The organism is Actinomadura sp. 3N508, assembly GCF_044326375.1.
Classification (GTDB): domain Bacteria; phylum Actinomycetota; class Actinomycetes; order Streptosporangiales; family Streptosporangiaceae; genus Spirillospora.
The window spans coordinates 14662-36019 of sequence record NZ_JBIRAX010000019.1 but is presented as its reverse complement, the minus strand read 5'-3'; the positions used below and the strand labels follow the sequence as shown (position 1 = coordinate 36019).

The 21358-nt window shown below is 69.3% G+C and carries 20 protein-coding genes; 14 read left to right on the top strand and 6 right to left on the bottom strand.

Going from position 1 to position 21358, the window contains the following annotated elements; genetic code table 11:
- Nucleotides 1–151: 151 nt before the first annotated feature.
- The 4 genes from ACH34S_RS40215 to acs form a co-directional block, all read right to left on the bottom strand.
- Nucleotides 152–1075 carry an alpha/beta fold hydrolase gene (locus ACH34S_RS40215; RefSeq protein ID WP_395958185.1) on the bottom strand — a complete coding sequence of 308 codons (924 nt, stop codon included), beginning with the start codon at nt 1073–1075 and terminating at the stop codon, nt 152–154.
- Between the two features lie 9 nt (nt 1076–1084).
- Nucleotides 1085–1516 carry a phage holin family protein gene (locus tag ACH34S_RS40210; RefSeq protein ID WP_395958184.1) on the bottom strand — a complete coding sequence of 144 codons (432 nt, stop codon included), beginning with the start codon at nt 1514–1516 and terminating at the stop codon, nt 1085–1087.
- Between the two features lie 13 nt (nt 1517–1529).
- On the bottom strand, nt 1530–2768 hold the full coding sequence (gene nhaA / locus ACH34S_RS40205; protein WP_395958183.1) for a Na+/H+ antiporter NhaA: 1239 nt from the start codon (nt 2766–2768) through the stop codon (nt 1530–1532).
- 245 nt (nt 2769–3013) lie between these two features.
- On the bottom strand, nt 3014–4978 hold the full coding sequence (gene acs / locus ACH34S_RS40200; RefSeq protein WP_395958182.1) for an acetate--CoA ligase: 1965 nt from the start codon (nt 4976–4978) through the stop codon (nt 3014–3016).
- A 229-nt stretch (nt 4979–5207) separates the two neighbouring features.
- Here acs and ACH34S_RS40195 point away from each other — a divergent pair, with 229 nt between their 5' ends.
- The 11 genes from ACH34S_RS40195 to ACH34S_RS40145 all read left to right on the top strand — a co-directional run bounded on the left by ACH34S_RS40195 (nt 5208) and on the right by ACH34S_RS40145 (nt 16418).
- Entirely contained in the window at nt 5208–5984 is a 777-nt protein-coding gene (locus ACH34S_RS40195; RefSeq protein ID WP_395958181.1) for a Fic family protein, read from the top strand.
- Nucleotides 5985–6015: 31 nt separating this feature from the next.
- The gene (locus ACH34S_RS40190) at nt 6016–6633 is read left to right on the top strand and encodes a pentapeptide repeat-containing protein (RefSeq protein ID WP_395958180.1); all 618 of its coding nucleotides are present in this window, start codon (nt 6016–6018) and stop codon (nt 6631–6633) included.
- Nucleotides 6634–7889: 1256 nt separating this feature from the next.
- Nucleotides 7890–8972 (top strand): septum site-determining protein Ssd, encoded by a 1083-nt coding sequence (gene ssd, locus ACH34S_RS40185; RefSeq protein ID WP_395958179.1) that lies wholly within the window; start codon nt 7890–7892, stop codon nt 8970–8972.
- Nucleotides 8969–10126 carry a TadA family conjugal transfer-associated ATPase gene (locus ACH34S_RS40180; protein ID WP_395958178.1) on the top strand — a complete coding sequence of 386 codons (1158 nt, stop codon included), beginning with the start codon at nt 8969–8971 and terminating at the stop codon, nt 10124–10126. Before ssd ends, ACH34S_RS40180 begins: the two co-directional genes overlap by 4 nt.
- Nucleotides 10123–10818 (top strand): type II secretion system F family protein, encoded by a 696-nt coding sequence (locus tag ACH34S_RS40175; RefSeq protein ID WP_395958177.1) that lies wholly within the window; start codon nt 10123–10125, stop codon nt 10816–10818. Before ACH34S_RS40180 ends, ACH34S_RS40175 begins: the two co-directional genes overlap by 4 nt.
- 1212 nt (nt 10819–12030) lie before the next feature.
- Nucleotides 12031–12585 carry a type II secretion system F family protein gene (locus ACH34S_RS40170; RefSeq protein WP_395958176.1) on the top strand — a complete coding sequence of 185 codons (555 nt, stop codon included), beginning with the start codon at nt 12031–12033 and terminating at the stop codon, nt 12583–12585.
- Nucleotides 12586–12691: 106 nt separating this feature from the next.
- Complete coding sequence (locus ACH34S_RS40165; RefSeq protein WP_395958248.1) at nt 12692–12871, top strand: DUF4244 domain-containing protein; 180 nt, start codon at nt 12692–12694, stop codon at nt 12869–12871.
- A gap of 11 nt (nt 12872–12882) precedes the next feature.
- Nucleotides 12883–13227, top strand: a complete 345-nt coding sequence (locus tag ACH34S_RS40160) for a TadE family type IV pilus minor pilin (protein WP_395958175.1) — start codon at nt 12883–12885, stop codon at nt 13225–13227.
- Between the two features lie 106 nt (nt 13228–13333).
- Nucleotides 13334–13759: an Rv3654c family TadE-like protein gene (locus ACH34S_RS40155; protein WP_395958174.1), complete on the top strand. Its 426-nt coding sequence runs from the start codon at nt 13334–13336 to the stop codon at nt 13757–13759.
- 188 nt (nt 13760–13947) lie between these two features.
- Entirely contained in the window at nt 13948–15228 is a 1281-nt protein-coding gene (locus tag ACH34S_RS40150; protein ID WP_395958173.1) for a hypothetical protein, read from the top strand.
- 818 nt (nt 15229–16046) lie between these two features.
- A complete protein-coding gene (locus tag ACH34S_RS40145; protein WP_395958172.1) occupies nt 16047–16418 on the top strand; it encodes a hypothetical protein in 372 nt (123 codons plus the stop codon).
- Here ACH34S_RS40145 and ACH34S_RS40140 read toward each other — a convergent pair whose 3' ends face one another.
- Nucleotides 16419–16835 carry a VOC family protein gene (locus tag ACH34S_RS40140; RefSeq protein ID WP_395958171.1) on the bottom strand — a complete coding sequence of 139 codons (417 nt, stop codon included), beginning with the start codon at nt 16833–16835 and terminating at the stop codon, nt 16419–16421.
- A 75-nt stretch (nt 16836–16910) separates the two neighbouring features.
- On the opposite strand from ACH34S_RS40140, the gene ACH34S_RS40135 reads away from it, so the two are divergent.
- A complete protein-coding gene (locus tag ACH34S_RS40135) occupies nt 16911–17498 on the top strand; it encodes a TetR/AcrR family transcriptional regulator (protein WP_395958170.1) in 588 nt (195 codons plus the stop codon).
- Nucleotides 17499–17514: 16 nt separating this feature from the next.
- Here ACH34S_RS40135 and ACH34S_RS40130 read toward each other — a convergent pair whose 3' ends face one another.
- Nucleotides 17515–19830: a DEAD/DEAH box helicase gene (locus ACH34S_RS40130; RefSeq protein WP_395958169.1), complete on the bottom strand. Its 2316-nt coding sequence runs from the start codon at nt 19828–19830 to the stop codon at nt 17515–17517.
- A 251-nt stretch (nt 19831–20081) separates the two neighbouring features.
- Here ACH34S_RS40130 and ACH34S_RS40125 point away from each other — a divergent pair, with 251 nt between their 5' ends.
- Both ACH34S_RS40125 and ACH34S_RS40120 read left to right on the top strand, forming a co-directional pair.
- A complete protein-coding gene (locus ACH34S_RS40125; protein WP_026402937.1) occupies nt 20082–20435 on the top strand; it encodes an STAS domain-containing protein in 354 nt (117 codons plus the stop codon).
- Nucleotides 20436–20451: 16 nt separating this feature from the next.
- The gene (locus ACH34S_RS40120; RefSeq protein ID WP_395958168.1) at nt 20452–20892 is read left to right on the top strand and encodes an ATP-binding protein; all 441 of its coding nucleotides are present in this window, start codon (nt 20452–20454) and stop codon (nt 20890–20892) included.
- The last annotated feature ends 466 nt before the right edge of the window (nt 20893–21358 follow it).

Here is a 21358-nt window from a genome sequence, read left to right as displayed (position 1 = left end):
TCGTCCGGCATCGTGGGTATGCCGGACGCGTCATGGGGCAGCGGCCGTCCGAACGCGTCGCGCGGTCGTGCGTTGCGTGGCCTTCCGGACTCGTCCCGATCCCGCATCCCTCCACGCTACGCCCGCGCGCCGGTGGCCGTTCCGCGGAGGCTCAGTGTTCGGGCTCGGGGTCGGCGAGCCAGCCGAGAAGCTGCGCGTCGAACGTGCTTGGGCGTTCCTCATGCGGGAAGTGACCGGCGCCGTCGATGAGCTTCCAGCGGTAGGGGGCCGACACGTAGCGGCCGGAACCCTGGGCGCTTGAAGGGAGAGTGCACGTGTCGAGCGCACCGTGCAGTTGGAGCGTCGGCACGTGGATGGGTGCGCGCATGCGGTGCGCGTAGCGGATACCGTCCGGGCGGGCCTGCGAACGGATGAGCCAGCGGTGATACTCCAGCGCGCTGTGCGCCGCCCCAGGGATCTGTACCGCCCTGCGGACGAGTTGCTCAGTGCGCTCGTCAGGCCAGCCTGGGCCTGACCAGTCGTGCAGTAGCTTTCCGACCAGTGCCGCATCGTCTCGCATGAGGCGGCGCTCGGGCCACAGCGGCAATTGGAAACCGAACGTGTGGCGCGTCGCCCATCCCTGGCCGCGCGGGTCACCGGTGACGGCCTGCCGCAGTCGCAGCGGATGCGGGGCGCTCACCACCGCCAGCCGCTGGACGACCTTCGGGTGGTAGACGCCCATCGTCCAGGCCAGGAGCCCGCCCCAGTCGTGCCCGACGACGATCGCGTTGGCCTCACCGAGCGCGCGGACGAGCCCAGCGGCGTCCCCGGCGAGAGTGACCAGGTCGTAGCCGCGTGGTGGTTTGTCGCTCCCGCCGTAGCCGCGCAGGTCGACCGCAGCGGCCCGGTAACCGGCCGCTGGGAGCGACACCAGTTGGTTGTGCCATGACCACCAGAATTCGGGGAAGCCGTGCAGAAGCAGGACGAGCGGCCCGTCACCGGCCTCGGTGACGTGGAAGCGCGTCCCGCCGGCGCTGATCTGCCGGTGGGTCCACGGCCCTTCGACCTCGACCAGGGACGCGTCGTGCCCGGACATCGCGATCGGTCAGCCCGTCAGCTCTGGCGTGTCGGAATCGCCGCGGCGGCGCAGCTTCGACAGGTCGCTCTTCAACGACTTCCGGGTGCGCTTGGCCCCTTCGATCTTCTTGATGAGCCGCTTGGCGATGAGCATCAACCCGCCCGCGAGCACCACGTACACGCCCGCGACGATGAGGAACGCCGCCCAGCGCCAGAGCCCCAGCCCGATCAGCCCGTACGCGAACGAGATCGACAGCAGGATGACGACGATTCCGCCCATCACGGCGGCGATCGTGAACATCACGCTGCTGACGGCCGCCTTCTTGGCGTCGGCCTTGAGCTCGACCCTGGCGAGCTCCATCTCCAGCCTGATGATGTCCGACATCTCGCTCAACGCCAGCGTGGCCAGGTCGCCGAGCGACTTGTCCTCGACGCGATCGCCCGGTAGTGCCTCGGACATATAGAAATTCCCCTCAGTCCGGGCGCGCGCGGACACGCACCCTTCTCCGGAAGACGACGGCCGCGGCCGCCGAGGCGAGAACGCTCGCGATCAGGACCGCAGTCGTCACTCTCTCGAATTGTGACGGGTCGGTATAGGCCAAACCGCCGATCAGCAGCGAAACGGTGAAACCGACCCCGGCGAGCAAAGCGACCCCCGCGATCTCGTGCCAGTGCAGATCCTCGCTGAGGTTCGCCCAGCCGAACCGGACGGCCGCCCACGCACCGCCGAAGACGCCCACGAACTTACCGATCACCAGTCCGGCGATCACACCGAGGGCCACACGGTCGGTGAACACCGCACCAAGTTGCGACGCGCCGAGCCCTACACCGGCCGACACGAACGCGAAAACCGGCACGCAAACACCAGCCGAGAATGGACGCAGCGCATGGTCGGCGCGTTCCGCGTTCGTCGGCCGTCCGTCCGGTGTCACCTTCGGGCTGGTGAGCATTCCCAGGGCGACACCGGCGACGGTGGCGTGCACACCACTTCGTAGAAGGCAGTACCAGGCGAGGACGGCGAGCGGCACGTACACCCACGGCGACCGGACGTCCCTGCTCTGCAGCAACCCATAGGCGGCTATCAGGAGCACTCCGAGACCGAGCGGCGTCCAGTGCATCTCGTGGGTGTAGAACAACGCGATGATGGTGATGGCGATGAGGTCGTCCACCACGGCCAGGGTCAGCAGGAAAGCGCGCAATGGCGCCGGGCATGAGGTGAACGTCACCGCGAGCACGGCGAGCGCGAACGCGATGTCCGTCGCCGTGGGAACGGCCCACCCGCTCGACGCGCCCGGTTCGCCCACGCTCACCGCCAGGAAGATCAGTGCCGGAACCGCCACGCCGGCCACTGCGGCGACGACCGGCAGGGCGGCGTCCCTGGGGTTGCGCAGCTCTCCGTGGGCCAGTTCCTCGCGCAGCTCTAGCCCGGCGCAGAAGAAGAACACTGCGAGCAGCCCGCTGGACGCCCAATGCGCCACGTCCATGTGCCCGATGCCCAGCCAGTCAGGGCTGATCTCGAATGTCTGCAGATCCTCGTAGGCGCTCGCCCACGGCGTGTTGGCCCACACCAGCGCGGCGACAGCGGCGAGCAGCATGACCACGCCGCCGATCGTCTCCGTCCGCAATGCGGCCGCGACCTGCGTCCCGTAGCGAACGGTGGGACGGAACGGCCACGTCGCAGCGACACGATGGCGGACGGGCGGGCGCGCCATGGAGAACTCCCGGGAAGGTGGCGAACATCTGGACCGGCCACGAACCGCCATGCGCAACGGATCGTGACGCTGCCGACCAGACTTCCCGGCGCACCACAAACGACCTTACCTGCACAACAACGCCCCAGATGACACCGCCGCCATGGGAACGGTGCTCTCATGCGACGGCCCGCGTCCGGTGGCGATGTGCACCGGGCGCGGGCCGTTCTCGCAGAGGAACCTCTAGGAAGCGCTTCGCTGGAGGGTCAGTCCTCGGACTTGGCGCTCGGAAGCTTCTCCGAGATGAGATCCATCACCGTGCTGTCGGCGAGCGTCGTCACGTCGCCGATGCTGCGGTTCTCGGCGACGTCCCGCAGCAGCCGCCGCATGATCTTGCCGGAGCGGGTCTTCGGCAGCTCCGGCACGATCATGATCTGCCGGGGCTTGGCGATCGGGCCGAGCGTCTTGGACACGTGGTCGCGCAGCTCCCGCAGGAACTCCTCGCCCTCCACGCCCTCGGCGTCCCCGCGCGGGATGACGAACGCGACGATGGCCTGCCCGGTGACCGGGTCCGTCGCGCCGACGACCGCCGACTCGGCGACCTTCGGGTGTGAGACCAGCGCCGACTCCACCTCCGTGGTGGAGATGTTGTGGCCGGACACGAGCATGACGTCGTCCACGCGGCCGAGCAGCCACATGTCGCCGTCCTCGTCCTTCTTCGCGCCGTCACCCGCGAAGTACAGGCCCTCGAAACGCGACCAGTACGTCTTGACGTAGCGCTCGTCGTCGCCCCAGATCGTCCGGAGCATGCTCGGCCACGGCTCCTTGACCACCATGAACCCGCCGCCGCCGTTCGGCACGGACTGCCCCTGGTCGTCCACGACGTCCGCGGCGATCCCCGGCAGCGGGCGCATCGCCGCGCCCGGCTTCCCGTGCGTGACCCCCGGCAGCGGACTGATCATGATGGCGCCGGTCTCCGTCTGCCACCACGTGTCGACGACCGGTGTCCTGTCGCCGCCGATGTGCTTGCGGTACCAGACGTAGGCCTCCGGGTTGATCGGCTCACCCACCGACCCCAGCACGCGCAGGGACGACAGGTCGTACTGCGCAGGGATGTCGTCGCCCCACTTCATGAACGTGCGGATCGCCGTAGGGGCGGTGTAGAAGATGGTCACCTTGTACTTCTGGATGACGTCCCACCAGCGGCCCTTGTTGGGGGTGTCGGGGGTGCCCTCGTAGATGACACTGGTCGCGCCGTTGGCGAGCGGCCCGTACACGATGTACGAGTGACCGGTCACCCAGCCGATGTCGGCCGAGCACCAGTAGACGTCCGTCTCCGGCTTCAGGTCGAACACGGCGTAATGCGTGTACGCGCACTGGGTGAGGTAGCCGCCGGTGGTGTGCAGGATGCCCTTCGGCTTACCCGTCGTACCGGACGTGTACAGAATGTACAGCGGGTGCTCCGAGTCCATGGGCTCGGCCGTGTGCTGGTCACTCTGCCGTTCGACGACGTCATGCCACCACAGGTCGCGCTCGTTCTCGGCCACGGGCTCCCCGGTGCGGCGCACGACGAGCACGTTCTCGATCGTCGGCGTCTGCGCGACGGCCTCGTCGACGATGCCCTTCAGGTCGGACGGCTTGCCGCGGCGGAACCCGCCGTCCGCCGTGATGACCAGCTTGGCCTGCGCGTCGTCGATGCGGGTCCGGAGCGCCTCCGCCGAGAACCCGCCGAACACGACCGAATGGGTGGCGCCGATGCGCGCGCACGCCAGCATCGAGATCGGCAGCTCGGGAATCATCGGCAGGTAGATCGCGACCCGATCGCCCTTGCGCACGCCCAGTTCCAGAAGGGCGTTGGCGGCCCGGTTCACCTCGCGCTGGAGGTCGGCGTAGGTGAGCGTACGGCTGTCGCCAGGCTCACCCTCCCAGTGGTACGCGACGGTGTCCCCACGCCCCGCCTCTACATGACGGTCGACGCAGTTGTAGGCGACGTTCAGCTCGCCGCCAACGAACCACTTCGCGAACGGGGGGTTGCTCCAGTCGAGGACCTCGTCCCAACGCTTCGTCCAGGACAGCCGATCCGCCTGCTCGGCCCAGAACCCCAGGCTGTCCCCGGCCGCCTGCTCGTACGCCTCGGCCTTGACGTTGGCCGACGCGGCGAGCTCCGCGGGCGGGGAGAAACGGCGCTTCTCCTGCAGCAGGTTCGACAGTGTCTCTTGGCTCTGGCTCAACGCGAAACTCCTTGCTAGCTGAAGCGGGGGTCGCCCGGTATCCCCACTTCACCAGGAAGGTCCTCGGTCCCACAAGGCCACGTTCTGGATGTCGTGGCAGGACGCTCGCGGTTCCGGATGGTGCCGTGTGATACCCAACACACCAGCCCTTCCCAGTCTGCCGTCAGGGAATCGCCGGGTGCCCTGGGGTCAGGCTAGAGCGCCGCTGGTCGGCGCGTAGGGTCGGCCCGTGACCGATGCCCTTGCTGATGTAGCGAATCTGCCCGGAGTCGCGGGTTCCGTAGACGAGGCGCGTTCCGCCGTGGACCGGCTGCTAGGCCACCGCATCCTCCGGCGCCGCAGCGCAGAGGTGTCCACTGAGTCCGCGTTGCGTGGAGCCAGGGCCTCGGCCGTCCTCGATGGGGCCACCGTCACATTGGACGAGCTCCGCACCACTGAGAACCCGTCCGATCCCGTCGTCCAGGGGTCTCTCCGTGTGTCGGCCGAACTGGGGACACTCACGGAAACATGGCGGAAGGCACCCCGGCAGGCACTGGCCCGCCTACACGTCCTCGCCGCAGCGGACGCAGTCGAAAGCGCAGACCTAGGACGCCCGCGCTCAGCCGACGGACCGCCCCTGCCCGGGGCGCCCTCACCATCCGAAGTGGCCCTCCGCTTGGACGCGCTCAGCGGACTCCTGATCGAGCCGACGAAAGCACCGGCCCTGGTGGCCGCGGCCATCGTGCACGGCGAGCTGCTGACCCTGCGCCCGTTCGGCTGGGGAGACGGGATCGTCGCCCGCGCCGCGCAACGACTCACCCTCGTGGCCCGCGGACTCGACCCCAAATCACTGGTCGCCCCAGAGGTGGGCCACCTGGAACTCGCCGACGACTACGCCGAAGCGCTCCGCGCCTACTCGTCCGGCACCTCAGAGGGCGTCGCCCAGTGGATCGGGCACTGCTCCGCAGCCGTGGTCGCCGCGGCCAGGGATTCGCAGGCGATCTGCGAAGCGTTCATGCGCGGCTGACTCTGTCGGTGGTCTGGTCCATGCTGGGCGCATGGCCGAACGCATGTACGGACGACCCGCGGCTCCCACCGACACCACCATCTCGTCAGCGGACTGGGACTCTCGGGACCTGACCGGCGAGAACCACGAGAACGTCCTGTTCGTGGACCTCGACATGACCGAGGCCACCGGCACCGGTGCCGTGTTCACCGACTGCACGTTCCGCGGTGCGCGCTTCAACGCCTCCACCCACACCGACGCCGCGTTCGTGAACTGCACCTTCGTGCGCTGCGGATTCTTCGACGCCACCTTCACGGGTTGCAAGCTCGTTGGCAGCATGTTCGACGGCGGTACCTTTGACCTGTTGAAGGTTAAGGGCGGTGACTGGTCATTCACTGGCCTGCCTGGAGCCGACCTGCGTCGTGCGTCGTTCAGTGAGGCGCGCATGCGTGAGGCCGATCTCACTGGTGCGCGCTGTGCCGGAGCTGAGTTTCGCAAGGTCGACTTGTCGGGATCGGCACTCCACAAGGCGGACTTTTCCGGCGCCGATCTACGCGGAAGCGACATCTCGGCGATAGATCCCTTCACCGTCGGACTACGGCGCGCGGTGATCGATCCGTTTCAGGCGGTCGTGCTGGCAACTGCACTCGGGCTGGACGTCCGCGACTAACTCCCCTTACTCGCAAAGCGAACGGCGCCCCTCAAGGGGACGCCGCCGCCAAGCACGTCACACCGGGTTACCAAGCGTGCACCTCATATTCGTCGGACCGGGTCAAGCCCGTCTCGACGCGCCTCCCGCGGCTGATCGCGCGTGGGTGCCCGGCTGCCGTGCGCGGACACGTGGTCCGTAGAACCTGTCTACGCCTCATTTGCCCAGTTGACAAGCCCCTGTCCGGAAAACCCACAAGGCGGTGCAAGCGGGGACGCGGGTGCCAGGTGAGGTCAACTCGGGAGGGAGAGCCCTATTCCGGACTAACCGGAAACCCTCTCTAGTTCCGGACCTCTCCACAATTGATCACTCACGGTGATCATTTTCCTTTTGAACAGTCGATCCGGCGGGGCGGCAGGAAAGATCTTTAGATCTCCTGTACGCTCCCACTCCCGTCCCGATGCACTCCTTGTGCAGGGGGATCGGGGTGCCCTGTCGATGAGGGGACGGCGCCTTGCGGTACCGCGCCGCCATCCGTCGAGCGGATCGCCCAACGAAGTGAGAAAAATCGTCACCTGTCGGACGAGTTTGCGCCTCGACGGAACTCTCAACGATCGGGCAGCATATGTTGTATCTGCCTAGACTGGAGTCAGTGAGTTTGCCTCTCCTATAGAGCGAACTTGCGTACGGCATAGCCCGAACTCCCCCGAGACTTTCTTGGGAAAGCGGGCCGGCTCTACCCCCCCGGAGCCGGACCGCCTGGCGACCCCCGCTCTCCCCCCCGGCGGGGGTCGCCCAGCTTCAGCGGCCGGGCGGTGGCACGCAACACAACTCCCAAGTGCCACCGCCCGCCGCCCAAGCTTTCGTGGCAACAAGCCCCCCTCACACACGAACGCCCCCACACGACCACGGCCCACCCAACCCGTTTGCGCCCCAAACCCGCCGCACGCACGAACACCGCCACAACCGCCAACGGCACCCCCTCATGGCGCCCACCGCAACACGACTTCACAGCCAGTACTGCGATCACACGCGCCACCGCAACACCACCCCCGCCAGCCGCCACCCGCGCGGCCAACATCACAAGCGCCGTCGAGACCGCTAACGGCATCGCACCACCCACGGCCACCCACCACCCACCACGAGCTGGCGCCGCCGGATGCTGTCGCCGGACGCCGCCGGGCCGAAGTTATCCACAGTTTGCGGGAGTAGGGCGCCGCCGCCTCCCCGGCCCGCATGGTGGATGTCTCCGAAACGTTGAGTTGAAGGGGCATCCGATGAACCTTGCGGCACTGATCGTCACGGGCGACCCCGCCCTCGCCGACGGCCTGCTCCGCCTCGCGGCCGCCGCCGACGTCCACGCGGAGGTCGCCTACGGCGCCGACGAGGCCAGGGCCGCCTGGACGTGGCCGGCCCTCATCCTGGTGGGCGCGGACGTGGCCGAAGACGTCGCGTCCGCCGGCCTCCAGCGCAGGCCCGGCGTCGTCCTCGTCACCGGCGACGGTGCCGCGTCCGAGTCCTACCGCCTCGCGGTCGAGGCTGGCGCGCAGGACGTCGCCGCGCTCCCTGACCACGAAGACTGGCTGATCAACGCGCTCGCCGCGGCAAGCGAACCGGAAGGCGGCTGGGCCACCACCCTCAGCGTCGTCGGCTCCCGGGGTGGTGCGGGCGCCAGCGTGCTCGCGACCGCGCTCGGCCTCGCGGCGGCGGGCCAGGGCCTGCGCACGCTGCTCGTCGACGCCGACCCGTACGGCGGCGGCGTCGACCTCATGCTCGGGCTGGAGGAGCACGAAGGGGTCCGCTGGCACGACCTCGCCGAACGGCGCGGCCGGCTGAACACCGCCACCCTGCGCGAAACCCTCCCCCGGTGCGGCGACCTGTCGGTCCTGTCGTGGCGGCGCGGCGAGCCCGTCCCCGTCTCCGACGACGCCGCTCGCTCCCTGTTCGATGCAGCCGTGCGCGGCTTCGACCTAGTAGTCGTGGACGTCCCCCGCTACCCAGGCGAGATCGGCCGCGCGGCCCTGCGCTCCGCCGACGTGACGTTCCTCCTGGTCCCGGCCGAGGTCCGCGCGACCGTCGCCGCCGACGGCCTCGCCGCCGCACTCCGCCGCCACTCCAGCGACGTGCGCCTCGTCGTCCAGGGCCCAGCGCCGGGCGGGCTGACGGCCGACGCGGTCGTCCACGCGCTCGACCTCCCCTCGGCCGGTTCCTTCGAGCGCGACCGCCGCCTCCCCGCCGCCATCGACGAGGGCGGCCTCGAACGCGCCTGCCGCCGTGGCCCGCTCGCAGAGTTCTGCACCAGCGTCCTGGCAGACCTAGCCCTCCAGCCGTACGCGTACCGGGAGGAGGCCGCCGCATGACCAAGCTGTCCAACGCCGTCCGCGACCGGCTGGCCGACACCGGCGACGAACCGACAACCGGCCGGGTCGCCGCGGCACTACGCGCCGAAGACCGCCTGCTCGGCGACCGCGAGATATTGACGCTGGCCGACGAGTTACACGCCGACTTCGTAGGCGCCGGGCCTCTAGAGCCGCTCCTGCGTCGCCCGGACGTGACCGACGTCCTGGTGAACGGCCCGGACGAGATCTGGGTCGACACAGGCACAGGTCTCGTCCGCACGGCCCTGCGTTTCCCGGACGAGCAGTCCGTCCGCCGCCTGGCCCAGCGGCTCACCGCCGCCGCAGGCCGACGCCTCGACGACGCGTCCCCCTACGCCGACGCCAGGCTCCCCGGCGGAGTGCGCCTGCACGCCGTCCTCCCGCCCATCGCGGCCACCGGGACATGCATCTCCCTGCGCCTCCCGCGCCGCCGCGCCTTCACCCTGGACGAGCTGACCGCGGCAGGCACCGTCCCACCCAAGGGAGCAGAGCTGCTCGGCGCCTTGATCAAATCCCGCGCCGCCTTCCTGATCACCGGCGGCACGGGCACCGGCAAGACGACCATTCTGAGCGCCCTACTCTCACTGATCGATCCCACCGAACGGCTGGTCCTAGTGGAAGACTCCGCCGAACTGAGACCGTCCCACCCGCACGTGGTCCGGCTGGAGGCACGCCCGCCCAACATGGAGGGTGCCGGGGGCGTGACCTTGAACGACCTGGTCCGCCAAGCCCTCCGCATGCGCCCGGACCGCCTGGTGGTAGGCGAGGTCCGAAGTGAAGAAGTAGTCATCCTCCTGCAAGCGCTGAACACGGGCCACGAAGGAGGTTGTGGCACTCTCCACGCAAACACCGCCGCGGACGTACCGGCTCGCCTCGAAGCACTGGCCTGCGCGGCGGGCCTGACCCGGGAGGCGGTCCACAGCCAGCTGGCCGCCGCCCTGGACATCGTGGTCCACCTGGTCCGCGACCCAGGCGGAGGCCGCCGACGCGTGGACGAGATATGCCTGGTCCGCCGGGCGTCCGACGGGCTGGTCGGCGTCGTCCCCGCGGTGTCGTTCACCGCCTCCGGCGAGATCATCTTCGGCCCCAACGCCGACGCCCTCGCCGCCCGCCTGGCGACAAGGACACGAGCATGATCGTCCTACTCGCAGCGCTCTGCTCAGCCGCCGCCGTCTGGACGTTCCTGTCCCCGTCCACCGCCGCCCGTCGCCTGAGCCGCCTCCGAACTAACCCACCGACCACCACCTTCCTCCTCCTCAAAACCAGAGCAACGGCCCTGCGCGACCGCCGGACCCTTCCGCACCGCCGACGCACCTCCGTCATCGAACTCTGCGACGCCATGGCCGCCGAGCTCACCGCCGGCCGAACCCCCGACGAGGCGTTCAAAGCGGCCACCACCGTCCTGGACCCGTACGTCGCCGCGGAACTCCACAGCCTGCCCCGTCCACCTCCCGACCACCTGGGCGAACTGGCGACCCGGCCAGGCGCCGAAGGACTACGCCTGCTGGCGGCCTGCTGGCAGGTCGGCGCCGAGCGCGGCGGCACGCTCGCCACCGTCCTCGACGGCCTGGCCACCGCCCTGCGCGACGAGGAGGCACAACGCCAGGACGTCTCCGTCCAACTCGCCGGCCCTCGTGCAACAGCCCGCCTGCTCGCGGCCCTACCTCTCCTGGGCCTGGCCATGGCCGCCGCCCTCGGCGCACACCCGCTGCCCTTCCTCGTCGGGACGCTCCCAGGCCTGGCCTGCCTGATCACTGGCGTAACCCTCAACCTCACCGGCCTCTACTGGACCCGCCGCCTAGCCAGATCCGCCGAATCCCCCCGCTAGGACATGCCACAGAGCCCCTCGCAACGACGCTCACCGCCCCTCCCCCCCAATCCACACCCCAAGCCGACCACGACGCCGCCTCACACCCCTCGCCCAGACCCAGCCACCCTGTCCAATCCACCTGAGCCCCATCACCCCGTCCAAGCAGCCCCGTTCAAACAGCCTGGCCAAACCGCCAAACCGCCAAACCGCCAAACCGCCAAACCGCCAAACCGCCAAACCGCCAAACCGCCAAACCGCCGGACTGCCGGACTGCCGGACTGCCGAGCCGCCGGACTGCCGAGCCGCCGGACTGCCGGACTGCCGGACTGCCGAGCCGCCGGACTGCCGAGCCGCCGGACTGCCGAGCCGCCGGACTGCCGGACTGCCGGACTGCCGAGCCGCCGGACTGCCGAGCCGCCGGACTGCCGGACTGCCGGACTGCCGGACTGCGGGAATGCCGGACCGCCGAGCCGCCGGACTGCCGGACTGCCGGACTGCCGGACTGCCGGACTGCCGGACTGCCGAGCCGCCGGACTGCCGGGCTGCCGGACTGCGGGAATGCCGGACTGCCGAGCCGCCGGACTGCCGGGCTGCCGAGCCGCCGGACCGCCGGACGCCGGACCGCACCGCCTAACCGGTCCTCCTCGGCCGGTCCTCCTCGGCCGGTCCTCCTTGGTCGGGCCGGGTCTTCTGGGCCGGGCCGGATCGGCCGGATCGCCTTGGCTGGCCGGACCGCCTCGGCTGGGCTGGATCGCCTGGGCTGGCCCGGTGGGTCAGCCGCTCCCACGCCTGAGGCCCATTCCGATACACGCCCTAGCCCCGACGAACAGGTGAACGATGACGGACCTCGTAGCCCTTCTGTGCGTCCTTTGTGCGGCCGCATCAGGCTTCCTCCTCCCAAGGTGGACGGCCCCGGCCGCAAAGAGACTCGCGGGGCAGTTGCCCGGACCACCTCGCGACCACAGGTCAACGACCTGGCCTCGAGCCCTCGCCCGCTCTCGGGCGGCAGGACCCCGGCACCCAGACACCCCAGCGAAGCGCCACACACCCCTAAGCCCACACCGACCAGCCTCCGATGGACACCGAGAAGCGGTCCGTGGTGCAAACCAACCAAGGGAGGAACCAAGCACCACCGCGCAGCAGACAAGACTCAACGTCCCCGGCCAAGAGGGTGGGCGACGTGACGCTCTCCTCCAGTGCATGGCCGCAGGCACAGCTGGGGTGCTATGCGTGGTGACGCTGGGCGGAGCGGTTGGCGCAGTGGCTGGCATCCTCGTCGCGGTCACGGTCTGGCTCTCGTTCGGGCGCCTCGGAAACGCGGACCGCAAACGCAGACGGATGCGACTCATCGCTGACCTGCCCGTGGCGGTGGATCTTTTGGCCGCGTGTCTGCGTGGCGGCACCCCCTGGCACGAGGCGGTCGCCGCAGTCGCCGACGCGGTGGGCGGCCCGCTCGGTGAGGAATTGGATGCCGTCTCCGTTCAGATCCGGTTGGGGGCTGATCCGGCCGAGGCCTGGCTGGCGCTCACGAAAGAACCGATGCTCGCTCCCCTGGCGCGCACCGTCATCCGTGCAGCGTCCACCGGCGCGGCGCTGGCGCCGTCCCTGAGCCGTCTGGCGCGAGATCAACGCCGCGTGGCACGTACGGCCGCCGCCGCCAGGGCCCGAGCGGCGGGCATCCACGCACTCGCCCCGCTTGGCTTGTGCTTCCTGCCCGCGTTCGTGCTGCTCGGCGTCGTCCCGGCCATCGCCGGGATCGCCTCCACGATCCTTCTGCCGCAGTGACGCCCGGGGTTATCCACAAGACGGCGTTCACCCGTCACCCGCCGTCCTGACCGACCAGCCTTGAGAAGGACAACGAACGAAAGGGGCCCGTATGCGGCCGAAACAGATGGCGGTGCGTCGATGGTGCAGAACATGCGGAGACCGAGGGATGTCCACCGCCGAGTACGCGATCGGCACCATCACCGCCGCGGCGTTCGCCGCCGTGCTGTTCAGGATCGTGACCAGTTCCCAGGTGAAGTCGCTCCTCTTACAGATCATCGAGAAGGCCCTCAAACTGGCCGGCTGAACGACCGGGGGATGGCCACGGTGGAGATCGCCGTGGCACTCCCCACCCTGGTCCTGATCACCGCGATCGCGCTCTGGGGCCTGGCGGTCGCCTCCGTCCAGCTCACCTGCACGGACGCCGCTCGGACCGGTGCCCGCGCGGCGGCGAGAGGCGAGTCCCTCACCGCCGTACGCGAGCTCGTGGCGGAGGCCGTCCCGCGTGGGGCAACGGTCAAGGTGAGCCGAGACGAAGCCACCGTCCAGGTGGACGTCTCGGTCCCTGTCAAGCCGCCCGCGGCCGCAGGTCTGCCGGCCCTGACCGTCCACGCTCACGCGACCGCGGCCACAGAACCAGGCGTCCCGCCCGACGCCTCGTAAGCCACCCGCCTGTCACCTCCGATCAGGAAGGAACTCGGAGGGCGTGGTCGGGGCTGGGCTGTGAGTTTGTCCCTGCGTGGGGGCTTAGGTGTCTGGATGAGATGCGATGCGGATTGGGGAGCTGGTGAAGGATCTTCGGTTACGGGACTTGGTGGGGTCGGATCGAGGCGCGGGAACGCTCTGGGTTGTGGCCTTCGCTGCCGTGATCTGGATTGGTGGGGTTGCCGCTGTCGCGGTCGGTGGGGTGCGCGGGGCTCGGCATCGGGCGAACGCCGCGGCTGATCTGGCGGCGCTGGCGGGGGCAACCCGGGTGGCGGAGGGCGGACGAGACGCGTGCCGGAGGGCGGAGAGCATTGCGGCCGGGTCCGGGGCGCGGCTGGTGCACTGTCAGGTGGAAGGAGACGTCGTGGAGGTCTCGGTGGCGGCGGACGTGATCGTGCCGATGGGGATCGGTGCGTTGACGGTCGTGTCTCGGGCACGGGCTGGTCCTGTGGGTGGAATCGGCGTAGCCTGGCGCGACACGGCTCGTTGAACTGAGTGTCAATAGGGAGCGGAGGGGGCGGAGCGTGAAACATCGGGCTCTTTGTCATCTCTCCGCGACCTTTGCTACCCAGTGGTACGTTACTGTGCCGTAAGCACGTAGTTATCATTCGGCGCGGTGCGCCCCGCGAGCCTTTGGCGGGACGAGACGAGCAGGACGTTGTCGAAGGGATTGAGGCCGTGGCCATCGCTCGCAGGATCGGTGCGGTCGTACTAGCGGCGCCTCTTGCGATGGGTGTCCCGGTACTTGCAGCCGGCCCTGCGCAGGCGGCCTCGACGGGCGTCACAGCCCCTGCGAACGGCACGGTCGTCACCAGCGGTTCCCAGCTCACCGCCAGAGCTCGTGTCGACCTGGCGCTCACGACGATGCAGCTGCGGGTCAAGGGTCCCGGGATCGGCGACAGGTTCCTGCAGGAACGGTTTCTCACGGGCACCTTGTCCGGGACGTTCCCGATTCCTCGAAACGGTAGCTACACGGTCTACCTGAAGGGCAGTCTGGGCAAGGTCTACGACCAGAACACCTTCCAGGTGCGCATCGCGCCGGCCGCGCCGACCGGGGTGTCCGCGCGGGTGTCCGGCAGCAAGCTCGTGGTGAAGTGGAACCGCGGTCTTGAGGACGACCTCAGCGGCTACGCCCTCTCGGGTTCTGGCGTCAAATCCACGTCCGGCTCGGTCGGCTCGCTCTGCGCGGGGACGAGCTGCTCCGCGAGCCTTTCGATGACGAGGTCGAGCGGGCCGGTGTCCGTGGGCGTCCGGGCACAGCGTCCTACCGGCTCGGGTGGATCGCTGTCCTCGGGCACGGTCACCGCCAGCGCCATGGCCGCCGGTTCCACCTCGCTGCTGCCCGGGGGCGCGGCACCGTCCCTCCCCTCGGGGGGCGGAGTGCCCGGGTCCGGAACCCCGTTGACACCCTTCAACAACGAGTCGCCGGTCACCCTCCCGTCCGTCCGGCCGGACGGGGCGACGCCCGGCTTCGCCTACCCCGCGCCGCAGATCGCCGCCGACTCGCCGAGCGCCCAGAACGTCGCGGCGAGCGACCAGCTCCAGTGGGGCAAGAGCGTGGGCATCGCGCTGGTCCTGCTGATTGCCGCCGCGCATCTCGGGACTTGGACGCGGCGCTTGCGCGTTGCCCAGGCCGGGATGAGCAAGAACGGCATGGCGGCCCGCATCTCGCGCAGTGGAACGGGCCGGAAACGGGTCAGCCAGGCACGTCGGCACATCGCCCGCGCCGAAGCTCGCGCCAAGACGGCCCCGGTCTTGTCTGTCGCTGAGAAGGCCAAGGAAGGGGTGGGGGAGAGCGTCCCGCCGGCTGGTGAGGCGAAGGCCGTCGCTCCGTCGTCAGGCACGGCGAAGGCAACTCGTCGTCCCGCATCGCTCGGTAAGCGTTCAAGCGGTGTGAACGTCCGTATCGCTCGGTCCCCCTCCAGCGCCGGGCCCAAGCGCGGCCGCCGCCGGAAGTAACCGCCACACAGGTTGCGCGTCGTCCTGGCGGCGAACATCACCGATAAGCAGAGGCACGGTTGTCGGTGCCGCCAGTGATCGCTTAAGGGGTTGTGGCACGCCGGTGGTCTCGAAGCTCTGCTCTGCCTCAGCCTGGTGGCTGCCGCAGGTAAGCGCCCTACAGGTTGCACTCAGTTCTGAGCGGTGAGTTCCGCCTGTGAGCAGGGTCCGCGGTTGTTGGCGTCGTCTGGGGCGCCTCATGGCTGGCGTGGGTGCCTGTGGCGGCCCCAAGTCTTTGAGTGCCCAAGCTGGGGGTCTTGGAGGGAGTGGCTCACAGGGTGGATGTCGCAGGTTGCGCATCGTTCTTGGTATTCGAAGGCGCCGCGGTCTCTAATGCCCAGGCTGTGGCTCTGGAGGCGAGCGGCTCGCAGGTTGCGTGTCGGTTTGGGTGGTGCGCTTCGTCGGTTGGCTGGAGGGGTGGCTTTCGGCGTTGTTGGTCGTGCTGTCGGCCTGGTGGTGGTCTGAATTGTCTGGTTTGAGTGTGCTGTCGTGGGTCGGCGGGGGCGGGTTCGTTTGAGGGGCAATGTCCATTGGCGGGGGTTGGATCTCGATTGATGAGAACTGAGGGGGGTGGGTTTGGTGGGAATCGGCTTTTGGCCTTGTGAGATGTGGGGGTGGCGGTACTGGTGATCAAGAAGGGCTGGCGGGTGGTTTGGGGCAGGGTCTAGGCTGCCTTGCCAGTCGGACCGCCCGGGTCGTCCGGCAATGCGTGCCTGTCGTCCGAGACTTCGGTCCTGTCCCGTTCGGGGAAGGGGCCCGATGGAGAGGAGACCCTCCGCATGATCTTCTTGGGGCTGATCGTGATTCTTGCCGCGGTCGCGGTGAGCGTCGCGGTTTTGCTGGACAACACAGGCGACGCCCAGATGACCGTGTTCGGGGACGAGGTGCCGGGGATCACCGACCAGTGGCACGTGTTCATGGCCGGCGCCGTGGTGGCGATCGTGTTCATGGTGGGCGTCATGATCGTGACGCTGGGTCTCAAGCGTGCGCTCGGGATGCGGCGGGAGCTGCGGGATCTGCGGGACGAGCACGAGGAGTCCCTGCAGACTCTGGAGCTGGAGCGGCGGAAGCTGCAGCAGGCCTTGGCCCAGGCGCGGCGCGGGATGGACGATCAGCAACCGGTTCCGGCGCAGCGGGTCGCGCCGAACTGACTAAGAGGTCGTGTACTGCTCTGCGTAGGCCGCGGTCGGGGCGATGGGCGTGATGACGTCGATGAGGACTCCGTTGGGGTCGGGGACGATGAAGTGACGCTGCCCGAAGTCCTCGCTGCGTAGCTGAAGTTCGGGATGCAGGCCGCCCTGGACGACGAGCCGTTCCCATTCGGCGTCCACGTCCTCGACCTCGAAGTTCAGGAGGAGCCCCTGGACGGGGGTGCGGTAGGCGTCCGGCAGCGTTGGGTGGGTGTGGTCGAGCAGGGCCAGTTCGTAGGGGGACGTTCCGGGGCGGCGCAGGCTCACGTACCAGTCGGCCTCGAAGGTTGTGTCGAAGCCCAGCAGCTCCGTGTAGAAGCGGTGGGATTCCTGGAGCCGGGACGTGCAGATCACCGGGTAGAAGCTGGTCAGTTGCATGGATGCTCCTTTCGCGTACCGTTGGTATGTGAACCAGACTAACCTTACATACCGCTGGTATGTCAAGGAGGTGGCGTGAACGTCAGAGTCCGTCAGCGGGAGCGGACGCGTGCGGCGTTGCTGCGTGAGAGCAGGCAGTTGTTCGCCACGCGTGGGTACGGCGAGGTGTCTCTCTCCGAGATCGTCGCTGCGGCGGGGGTCACCAAAGGCGCGCTGTACCACTTGTTCCAGAGCAAGGCCGAACTGTTCCGGGCCGTCCTGGAGCAGGTTCAGGAAGAGGTGTCCCGGACGGTGGCGCAGACCGCCGACGCCGAGGACGACGTCTGGGCACGGTTCACGGCGGGCTGCCGGGCGTTCCTCACCGCCAGCACGGCGCCGGACGTCCAGCGGATCATGCTTGTTGACGGCCCGGCGTTGCTGGGCTGGCACGAGTGGCGGGCGATGGACGAGTCCGGCTCGGCCGGCCACCTCGCCGACGTGATCGGTGAGTTGATCGCGGAGGGGATCATCGCGCCGCAGCCGGTCGCTCCGCTGGCCCATCTGCTGTCCGGCGCCATGAACGAGGCGGCGCTGTGGCTGGCCGCGTCCGGTGATCTCGACGCCGGTCTGGCCGAAGTGTGGGCGCCCCTGGCAACCATGCTCGACGCCCTACGCGTTGATTGAGGCCGCTGGTCTCCGCCTACGGGGTGGGGGCCTCGGATAGGAGGACGGCCAACAGGGCCAGCGCGCCTTGTTTGTCCAAGGGATCGTTGCCGTTGCCGCATTTCGGGGACTGGATGCAGGACGGGCAGCCGGTGTCGCACTCGCAGGACGCGATCGCGTCGCGGGTCGCGCGGAGCCAGGAGGAGGCGTCGGCGTAGCCGCGTTCGGCGAAGCCTGCGCCGCCCTCGTGGCCGTCGTACACGAAGACGGTCAGGAGGCCCGTGTCCGGGTGGACGGCCGTGGACACGCCTCCGATGTCCCAGCGGTCGCACGTGGCGAAAAGGGGCAGCAGGCCGATGGCGGCGTGTTCGGCGGCGTGGGCGGAGCCGCTGAGGTCGAGGTCGATGTCGTCCAGGCGGGCGATCTGGGCTTCGGAGAGCGTCCACCAGACGGCGCGGGTGCGGAGGGTGCGGGGCGGGAGGTCGAGGGGTTTCTCGCCGAGCATCTCGCCTGTCTGCAGGCGGCGCATCTGGTAGGCGACGACCTGCCGGGTCACTTCGACCGTGCCGAAGCAGAGGGTGGCCTCGCCCCAGGAGCGGGAGCGGAGCCGTTCGACGATGGCGATGTCGGTGACGTCGCGGGCGGTGGTCGAGTAGTCGGGGTCGGCCGATTCGACGAGGGCGACGGAGTCGTCCAGGTCGAGGGTCTGGACGATGAACGAGTCGCCCTGGTGGATGTAGACGGCGCCGTCGTGGACGGTGGTGTGCGAGGACGCCTCGTCGACGGTGCCGAGCAGGCGTCCGGTGCCCGATTCGACCACCTGGACGGGGTCGCCGCCTGCGCCTCTAATGTCGGCGAGGCCGGCGGCCTTGTCGCGGCGGGTCCAGTACCAGCCGGCGGGGCGGCGGCGGAGGAAGCCGCGGCGGACCAGGTCGGGGAGCAGGTCGGCGGTCGACGGCCCGAAGAGCGGGATGTCGTCTTCGGTGAGGGGCATCTCGGACGCGGCGGCGCAGAGGTGCGGTTCTAGGACGTATGGGTTGTCGGGGTCGAGGACGGTGGCCTCGACCGGGGTACCGAAGATCGCCTCCGGGTGGTGGACGAGGAAGGTGTCGAGGGGGTCGTCCCGGGCTACCAGGACGGAAAGGGACGCTTGACCCGAACGTCCGGCGCGTCCGGCCTGCTGCCAGAGGGACGCGCGCGTGCCGGGCCAGCCGCAGACGAGGACGGCATCGAGTCCGGAGACGTCCACACCTAGTTCTAGGGCGTTCGTGCTCGCCAGGCCGATAAGAGAGCGGGAACGCAGGGCGGTTTCGAGAGCGCGTCTTTCCTCGGGGAGATAACCGGCGCGGTAGGCGGCGACTTGGTCGGCCAAGGCGGGAGCGACTTCGTGTAGCGCGCGCTTGGCGCTGAGTGCCACCGACTCTGCGCCGCGCCTGGAGCGGACGAACGCGAGCGTCTGAACGCCTTCTACGACTAGGTCGGCCAGAAGGTCGCCTGCTTCAGCGGTGGCGGTGCGGCGGATGGGTGCGCCCTGCTCGCCGCGCAGTTCTGTTAGGGGCGGCTCCCAGAGCGCGAACGTCGCCGGCCCACGTGGGGAGGCGTCGTCGTCTACGGCGACGACGTCCAGGCCGGTGAGGCGGGACGCGGTCGTCGCGGGCTCGGACGTGGTGGCGGACGCGAGGATGAACGTCGGGTCGGCGTGGTAGCGGGCGCAGAGCCGGCGCAACCGGCGCAGGACGTGCGCGACGTGCGACCCGAAGACCCCTCGATATCCGTGCGCCTCGTCGACGACGACGTACCGGAGCCGGCGCAGGAACGATGACCAGCGGGAATGGCTCGGCAGGATCGACCGATGCAACATGTCCGGGTTCGTCAGGACGTAGTTCGCGTGCTGCCGGATCCAGGTGCGTTCGTCCTGCGGCGTGTCGCCGTCGTACGTCGCCGCCCGCACCCGCGTGAGGTGCAGCGAGCGGAGCGCCCGGAGCTGGTCGGCCGCCAGCGCCTTCGTCGGCGACAGGTAGAGGATCGTCCCCTCGTGCCGGGGGTTCTCCTCCTTATAGATGGCCTCGACGGAAGGCAGCAGGTAGGCCAGCGACTTTCCGGACGCGGTCCCTGTGGCGATGATCACAGAGCGTCCCGCCCGGGCGTGTTCGGCCGCGGCGGCCTGGTGTTCCCACGGGGCCTCGATGCCGGCCGCGGCCAGCCGTTCGACCAGCAGCGGCGTTGACCAGGCAGGCCATCCGGCGCGACGGCCCTGACGTGCGGGAACGTTCTCCACATGGGTGATGCGTTCGCGTCGCGTGGGATCGGCGAGAAGCCGGTCGAGCGGGGGTGAGGATCTTTGGACGCCCATCAGGTTTTCAGTTTGCCAGCCGGGGCAAAACAACGGGAACGCCCCGGCGCCGGTGGGGCCCGTCCCCCCTGCCCTGGCCATGAGATCAGCAGGTCAAACGGGACGGCGCGAACTTTCGTCCGTGTGGGCGATTACGTGCGTGCACGACGCCGGAGCGTGGTTGAATCACGGCGAAGTCTCGACGCACGGCCACCTCCCGGGGGCTGGAAAAATCGAGATCGGATAGTGCTGCACGGCGCGCTGGAGGATCTGTGGACCTGAAGGTGAACGACTACACCACCGACGATGGCCTCACCGTCATCAACGTGGAGGGCGAGATCGACGTCTACACGGCGCCGAAGCTTCGCGAGAAGCTCATCGACCTGGTCAACAAGGGGAAGTTCCACCTGCTCGTGGACATGGAGAAAGTGGAGTTCCTCGACTCCACCGGGCTCGGCGTCCTCGTCGGCGGGCTCAAGCGGGTGCGCGCCCACGACGGATCGCTGGAACTGGTGTGCACCCAGGAGCGAATCCTCAAGATCTTCCGGATCACGGGGCTGACCAAGGTCTTCGGCATCCACGACTCGATCGCCGATGCCGAGGAGAAGCGCAAGGGCGCCAAGTAGGCGGCCTGTAGCTGAGATGGCGACCGTTGAACTGTCCTTCAGTGCGCTGCCCGTCCATGTCCGCACCGCCCGGTTGATCGTGACGGCCGTGGCCCGCCGCAGCGGCGTCGCTGAGTCGCTGCTGGACGAGGTCAGGCTCGCGGTCGGCGAGGCCTGCTCGCGGGCCGTGGAGGCGCACCGCCGGCACTGCCCGGATGAGCCCGTCCGCCTGGAGTTGAGCAGCGCCGACCGCCGCTTCGAGGTGACCGTGAGCGACACCGTCCCAGGCGACGAAGCGACGGGGGGTCTCCCGAAGCCCCCGGACGCGGCCGACTTCGAGTTCGGCTTGGGCGAGGGCACCACCGAGCTGGGACTGGCCGTCATCGCCGGCCTCGCCGACGACGTGGAGATCGCCGCGACGCCCAAGGGGGTCCAGATACGGATGAGCTGGCCGGCCGAAGCCGAGGCGACCATCTGAGGCGTCAGCCTGAGACGTCGGCCGAGGCGGAGGCGGCCATCTGACGCGCCCGCCGCCCGCAAACGACCGAAGGCCCCGCCCCACCCCGGGCGGGGCCTTCGCCGTCCACCTGCGCCGTCCCACCTGCGCTGCCCGTCCCTGTTGCGCTGGGTTCCCTGTTGCGCCGGGGCACGCGCCTTCCCCTGTAGCGCCGCGCCAGCCTGTAGGGGGAGTCGCCTTCCCTCTTGCCCCGAGGGCGCCCTGCTGCGCCGAGGCGTGCGCCTTCCCCGTAGCGCCGCGCCGGCCTGCAGGGGGCTCGCCTTTCCTGTTGCCCCGGGGGCGCGCTCTGTGGCGCCGGGGCGCGCCTTCCCTGTTGCGCCCGGGGCGCGCCTTCCTTCTGCGCTGCTCCTTCCCTGTTGCGCCGGGGCCGCGCCTTCGCTGTGGCGCCCGGGGTGCGCCGTTGCTGGTGCGTCTCGCCTCGGCGGGC